Here is a 6588-nt window from a genome sequence, read left to right as displayed (position 1 = left end):
GCCGGGTTTGCCACCGTGGTGCACACCGGCAGCACCGTGGCGGGTTTTGCGGCTGGCATGGCGGCCGGGGCCTTGCTGGCGGCCATTTTTGGTGGCCTGGTGATCTGGCTCAACACCAACCAGTACGCCACCGGGCTGGCGCTGTCGCTGTTTGGCGGGGGTTTTTCGGCTTTTGCAGGTACCCGCTATGTGCAGGAAAAACTGCCCGAACAGGCGCAGTTCGCCATTCCGGTGCTGGCCGACATTCCGCTGCTCGGCCCGGCGCTGTTTCGCCACCACCCCATGGTGTATGTGTGCGTGGGCATCGTGTTGGGGCTGATCTGGTTTCTGTACCGCACGCGCGCGGGTCTGGTGCTGCGCAGTGTGGGTGAAAGCCCCGAGTCGGCCCATGCGCTGGGTTACCCGGTGCGCCGCATCCGGCTCATGGCCGTCATGGCCGGGGGGGCGCTGTGCGGGCTGGCGGGCGCCTATGTGTCCACCGTGTACACGCCGCTGTGGGTGGAGGGCATGATCGCGGGCAAAGGCTGGATCGCGCTGGCGCTCACCACCTTCGCCACCTGGCGCCCGGCACGGGTGTTGCTTGGTGCTTATCTGTTTGGTGGTGTGACCATGCTGCAGTTCCATTTGCAGGGGATCGGCGTCAACGTGCCCAGCCAGTTCCTGACCATGATGCCTTACCTGGCCACCATCGTGGTGCTGGTGCTGATCTCGCGCAACCCAACCTGGATCCGCATCAACATGCCCACGTCTATCGGAAAACCGTTCTATCCCGGCGCATGAGGATGTGGCCCCCACGCTCCACCGCTGCGCGGGTCGCTGCCCCCCGAGGGGGTGCGAATTCCGCTTGGGGCGGCCCGGCGCGGAATTCCTGGCCCCCACGCTCCACCGCTGCGCGGGTCGCTGCCCCCCGAGGGGGTTCGAATTCCGCTTGGGGCGGCCCGGCGCGGAATTCCTGGCCCCCACGCTCCAACACTGTGCGGGTTCATAATCTTTCGTTGTCTGTTTTTCTTCACTTCCAACCCTCCAAGAGGTTTTCATGACTGACCTGAGCAAACGTTCCTTGATCAAGCTGGCGGCCCTGACGGCTGTGGCCAGCGCCGCGCTGATCGGCTGCGGCAAAAAAGAAGAGGCCGCCCCAGCGCCCGCGCCTGCGGCGGCGGAAGCGCCCAAGGCCGATCCGCTGAAAATTGCGTTCGCCTACGTGGGCCCGGTGGGCGACGGTGGTTGGACCTTCGCCCACGACAACGGCCGCAAGGCCGTCGAGGCCGAGTTCGGTGACAAGGTCGTGACCAGCTTCGTGGAGAACGTGCCCGAGAGCGCCGACGCCGAGCGCGTCATTCGCGACCTGGCCGGCCAGGGCAACAAGCTGATCTTCGGCACCACCTTCGGCTACATGGAGCCCATGCTCAAGGTTGCGCCCGACTTCGCCGACGTGAAGTTCGAACACGCCACCGGCTACAAAACGGCCCCCAACCTGCGCACCTACGACAGCCGCACCTACGAAGGCGCGTACATGGCGGGCGTCATCGCGGGCTCCATGACCCAGTCCAACACCCTGGGCGTGGTGGCTTCTATCCCAATTCCCGAAGTGATCCGCAACATCAACAGCTTCACCCTGGGTGCCCAGTCGGTGAACCCCAAGGTCAAGACCAAGGTGGTGTGGGTGAACGGCTGGTTTGACCCACCGAAGGAAACCGAAGCTGCCACCTCGCTGATCAACGGCGGCGCCGACGTGCTGTTCCAGAACACCGACTCGTCGGCGGTGCTGCAAACGGCTGAAAAAATGGGCAAACGCGCCTTCGGTTGGGATTCCGACATGACCGCCTACGGCCCCAGGGCCCACCTGGGTTCGGCCGTGATCAACTGGGGCCCTTACTACATCAAGTCCGTCAAGGACGCACTGGATGGCACCTGGAGCACCGGTGGCGTGTGGTGGGGCCACAAAGAAGGCGCCATCGACATGGTGTCCATCGCCGAAGACGTGCCGGTCGATGCCAAAGCCAAGATCGACACCATCAAGGCGGGCTTGAAAGACGGCACGTTCTCGATCTGGAAAGGCCCCATCGTGGACCAGTCCGGCAAGGAAGTGCTGGCGGCTGACGCCGTGGCCGACGACGCTTTCCTGGGCGGCGTGAAGTTCTACGTCAAGGGCGTTGAAGGCAAAGTGCCTAACTGAGTTACCCCCCGCGCCGCTTCGCGTCACCCCCCCAGGGGGCGATGCGAGTGGCCCGGCGGAGCCGGTTCCACCGCATCCTGGGTGGGGACACGCGCGCCGGACACACTCGCCGCTGCTCCTTGGCAGCGGCGTTTTTCATTGAGGTACTCACATGATCGAAACACAGCTCTGGCATCCCGTGACAGCATCGCACAGCGTGCGCGAAGCGCCCGTGGCGGTGGAGCTGCTGGGGCAGCCGCTCGTGCTCTGGCGCGAGCCGGGTCACGACGGCACGCCGGGTGTGCTGCACGCCTGGGCCGACCGCTGCCCGCACCGGGGTGCGCGCTTGTCGCTGGGCCGGGTGTTGCACCACCTGCACGGCGCCCGGCTGGAATGTCCGTACCACGGCTGGCAGTTTGGTGGCGACGCAGCGGCTGCGCAGGCCACGGCGGCGTGCGGGCGTTGCGTGCATGTGCCCGCCGCGCCGCTGTTTGAACCACCGGCCGCGCACGCGGCCACGGTGTTTGAGGCCTGTGAGCAATCGGGCCTGGTGTGGGTGCGCCTGGCCGTGCCCGACGCCAGCTCCGTCCCCGCCAGCCTGCGCCAGCCACCGGCTTTTGCCCCGTGGCAAGACCCGCTCTGGCGCCAGCTGCTGTGTGGACCTTATGAGGTGAACACCAGCGCACCGCGTCTGGTGGAAAATTTTCTGGACCTGAGCCATTTTGGTTTTGTGCACGAGGGCTGGCTGGGCGCTCGCAGCCACGCGCAGGTGGACACCGGGCAGGTGCAAGAGAGCGCCGACGGCCTGGTGGCCAGCGATTGCCGCGCCTGGCAACCGCGTGCCTATGCCGGTGCCAGCGAAGGCGGCTGGGTGGCCTACCGCTACACCGTGCCGCACCCGTTTGCCGCCATCTTGCGCAAAGACGCCACCGAGGGCGACCCGGTGAGCAACGCCATCGCGTTGTTCATCCGGCCCGACTCGGCCGGTTCCTGCACGGCCTGGTTTGCCATGGCCACGCTGGGCGACCTGTCGGACGACGAGGAGCTGCGCGACTTTCAGGACGCTGTGTTTGCGCAAGACCGCCCGATCGTCGAGTCGCAGCGGCCCAAGGCCTTGCCCATCGGCAAAGACGGACCCTTGGCCGAGGTGCACAGCCCGGCCGACCGCATGTCCAGCGCCTACCGCCGTTACCTGGCCCGTTTGGGCGCGACGCTCGGTGTTTGCTGAACACCGCCCACTGCTTTTGAACCTTCCTGGACTTGACATGACAAACCCCGCCGTTGACCGCGCTGTGGCCCTGGCCCGCGCCATTCCCAAAGCCGAGCTGCACATCCACATTGAAGGCTCGCTGGAGCCCGAGCTGATTTTTGCGCTGGCCCAGCGCAACGGCGTGACGCTGCCTTACGCCAGCGTAGAGGCCTTGCGCGCGGCCTATGCGTTCACCGACCTGCAGAGCTTTCTGGACATTTACTACGCGGGTGCCAGCGTGCTGCTGCAGGCGCAGGATTTCCACGACATGGCCTGGGCCTACTTTCTGCGCGCAAAGGCCGACAACGTGGTCCACGCCGAGATTTTCTTTGACCCGCAGACCCACACCGCCCGCGGCGTGCCCATGGCCACGGTGGTGCAAGGGCTGGCCAGCGCCTGCCGCCAGGCCGCAGCGGAACTGGGCGTCGGTTCGGCGCTGATCCTGTGTTTTCTGCGCCACCTGAGCGAAGAAGACGCCTTTGCAACCCTGGAAGTAGCGCTGCCCTACCGCGAGCATTTCATCGGTGTGGGGCTCGACTCCAGCGAACTCGGGCACCCGCCCGAAAAATTCGAGCGCGTGTTTGCGCGCTGCCGCGAACTGGGTTTGAACCTGGTGGCGCACGCGGGCGAAGAGGGCCCGCCGGAATACATGTGGCAGGCCATTGACCTGTTGAAAGTGCAGCGCATCGACCATGGCGTGGCGGCGCTCCAGGACCCGTTGCTCATGGCCGAACTGGCCCACACCCGCCTGCCGCTCACCGTGTGTCCGCTGTCCAACCTGAAGCTGTGTGTGGTGCGCGACCTGCGCGAGCACCCGCTGAAGACGATGCTGGACGCGGGTCTGTGCGTGACGGTGAATTCAGACGACCCGGCGTATTTTGGTGGTTACTTGAACGCCAACCTGGAGCAGACCGTGGCAGCACTCGGCTTGACCGAGCGCGAGGTGGTCGTGCTGGCCCGCAACAGCGTGGAGGCCAGCTTTGTGAGCGACAGCCAGCGCGCCAGCCTGTATGCCGCCGTGAACCGGGTGGTGGCCGCGTTTGAGTTGAAAGATTGATGCGCTGAAGCATCCAAAAAAAACACCGTGGGCATCAACTTGTGATGCCCACGGTGTTGTGCGTTTCAGCGCTGACAGCGTCAGACCTGCTGGGCGTCTGCTTCTTTCTCGCGGGCCCGCATGAATTCTTTCAGCGAACCCCAGGCGCTCCACAGCAGAATGGCCGCGCCAAAGGCGAGGAAGCCGGCGCTGATGGGGCGCTCGATGAAGGTGGACAGTTCGCCGCGCGACAGCAGCAAGGCCCGGCGCAGGTTTTCTTCCATGAGCGGGCCCAGCACAAACCCGAGCAGCAGGGGCGCCGCTTCAAACTTGAACACCGCCAGCAAATAACCCATGGAGCCAATGGCCGCGACCATCAACACGTCAAAGGTGTTGTTGTTGACGCTGTAGACCCCCAGGCTGATGAACACCAGAATGGCTGGGAACAACACCCGGTAGGGGATGCGCAAAATGGCGACCCACAGACCGATCAGCGGCAGGTTCAACACCATCAGCATGATGTTGCCAATACCGAAGCTCACGATCAGGCCCCAGAACAGATCGGGTTGCTGGGACATGAGCATCGGGCCGGGCTGGATGCCGTGGATGATCAACGCGCCCAGCATCAGCGCCATCACGGCGTCGCCCGGAATGCCCAGCGACAAGGTGGGCACGAAAGCGGTTTGGGCGGCGGCGTTGTTGGCCGCTTCGGGGGCGGTGATGCCCTCAATGGCGCCGTTGCCAAAACGGCTGGGGTCCTTGGCAATCTTCTTTTCGACGGCATAAGACATGAACGAGGCAATCGATGCGCCGGTGCCGGGCAAAGCGCCGAAGAAACTGCCAATACCCGTACCGCGCAGCATGGGCATGATCGAGTCTTTCACGTCTTTGCGCGTGGGTGTCATGGAGCGCATCGAGATCTTTTCCTTGACGTCGCTGCCGCGAACCTGGTTGATGCTGGAGACCACCTCGGCAATACCAAACATGCCCATGGCCAGCGCCACCAGGTTGATGCCGTCCATCAGCTCCGGGATGCCGAAGTCAAAACGCGCCTGGCCCGAGTTGACGTCGGTGCCCACCGTGCCCAGCAGCAAGCCCAGCACCACCATGGACAAGCCTTTGGCGGGCGAGCCCGAGGCCAGTGCCGATGCCGCAATGAGACCCAGCAGCATCATGGCGAAGTATTCGGCGGCGCCGAATTTCAGCCCCAGTTCGGCAATCGCTGGCGAGAACAAGACCAGCGCCAGAATGCCCAGCATGGAGCCGACAAACGAGGCGATGGTGGTCATGAACAGCGCGACACCCGCCCGGCCCTGCTTGGCCATGGGGTAGCCGTCCAGGCAGGCCACCGCCGACGACGGTGTGCCCGGCAGGTTCAGCAGGATCGACGCGGTGGAGCCGCCGTATTGGGCGCCGTAATACACGCCCGCCAGCATCACGATGGCCGCGGTGGGCGGAATGTGGTACGTGATGGGCAACAGCAGCGAGATCGTGGCGAGCGCTCCGATGCCGGGCAACACGCCAATCAGCGTACCCAGAAAAACGCCAATAAAGCAGTACAGCAGCGTGACCGGTTGCAATGCCGAATCAAGGCCGAGCATCAGCCCGTTGAGAATGTCCATGGTGGGGTGTCTCTCAGTGTTGTGTGGTGTGAGCGGTCGGGGCGTTGAGAGCCATCAGGGGCTCCAAGGCCAAATGGGCAGAATCATGCTCAAACCCAGGCCAAACACGAGGTAGGTCACGGCGGCCACGCCCACGGCGATCATCAGCCGGCCTTTCCAGCGGGTGTCGTTGTCGGCCAGTGTGGCCAGCACCACCGACAACATGGTGGCCAGAATGAGGCCCAGCACCTTCAGCGTGAGGGCAAAGGCCACGATGCTGGCCATGACCAAGGCGAAGGTTTTCCACTTCACCTGGATGGCTGGCCCGCTGCGAAAGAACGCCGGGACGGCGATCATGAGCCCCAGCACCGTCAGCAAGACGCCCAGCGTGACCGGGAAGTAGCCTGCACCCATGCGGTTGAGATCGCCGAACTCGTAGCGCTGGGCGTAGACCGCCGCAAACACCCCGAGGGCAGCCAACCCCAAGCCGCCGAGAACATCCTGCATGTCCTTGTGTTTCATGTGTATCGTCTCCAGTTGAAAGTCG

General features: G+C 64.5%; 6 protein-coding genes. 4 read left to right on the top strand and 2 right to left on the bottom strand.

Annotated elements, in window-relative coordinates; all coding sequences use genetic code 11:
• The 4 genes from Q7J58_RS09580 to Q7J58_RS09565 all read left to right on the top strand — a co-directional run.
• On the top strand, positions 1-780 hold a 780-nt coding region (locus Q7J58_RS09580), incomplete at its 5' end, for an ABC transporter permease (RefSeq protein ID WP_304826771.1).
• Positions 781-1036: 256 nt separating this feature from the next.
• Positions 1037-2176, top strand: coding sequence for a BMP family ABC transporter substrate-binding protein (locus Q7J58_RS09575; RefSeq protein ID WP_304826769.1), 1140 nt, complete (start codon positions 1037-1039; stop codon positions 2174-2176).
• A 151-nt stretch (positions 2177-2327) separates the two neighbouring features.
• Positions 2328-3383, top strand: coding sequence for an aromatic ring-hydroxylating dioxygenase subunit alpha (locus Q7J58_RS09570; RefSeq protein ID WP_304826767.1), 1056 nt, complete (start codon positions 2328-2330; stop codon positions 3381-3383).
• 37 nt (positions 3384-3420) lie between these two features.
• On the top strand, positions 3421-4461 hold the full coding sequence (locus tag Q7J58_RS09565) for an adenosine deaminase (protein ID WP_304826764.1): 1041 nt from the start codon (positions 3421-3423) through the stop codon (positions 4459-4461).
• Positions 4462-4541: 80 nt separating this feature from the next.
• Here the strand turns inward: Q7J58_RS09565 and Q7J58_RS09560 are convergent, their stop codons facing one another.
• Positions 4542-6062, bottom strand: coding sequence for a tripartite tricarboxylate transporter permease (locus Q7J58_RS09560; protein ID WP_304826761.1), 1521 nt, complete (start codon positions 6060-6062; stop codon positions 4542-4544).
• 54 nt (positions 6063-6116) lie between these two features.
• On the bottom strand, positions 6117-6588 hold a 472-nt coding region (locus Q7J58_RS09555; RefSeq protein ID WP_304826758.1), incomplete at its 5' end, for a tripartite tricarboxylate transporter TctB family protein.

This window comes from Hydrogenophaga sp., from assembly GCF_030656115.1.
GTDB lineage: Bacteria > Pseudomonadota > Gammaproteobacteria > Burkholderiales > Burkholderiaceae_C > Hydrogenophaga.
Note: the sequence above shows the minus strand (reverse complement) of the source record. Positions and strands in the feature narration are given on the sequence as shown.

Bases quoted from the DNA above. Each gene is read 5' to 3' on its own strand.
- Q7J58_RS09575 (WP_304826769.1), top strand. From the start codon at position 1,037: ATGACTGACCTGAGCAAACGTTCCTTGATCAAGCTGGCGGCCCTGACG.
- Q7J58_RS09570 (WP_304826767.1), top strand. From the start codon at position 2,328: ATGATCGAAACACAGCTCTGGCATCCCGTGACAGCATCGCACAGCGTG.
- Q7J58_RS09565 (WP_304826764.1), top strand. From the start codon at position 3,421: ATGACAAACCCCGCCGTTGACCGCGCTGTGGCCCTGGCCCGCGCCATT.
- Q7J58_RS09560 (WP_304826761.1), bottom strand. From the start codon at position 6,062: ATGGACATTCTCAACGGGCTGATGCTCGGCCTTGATTCGGCATTGCAA.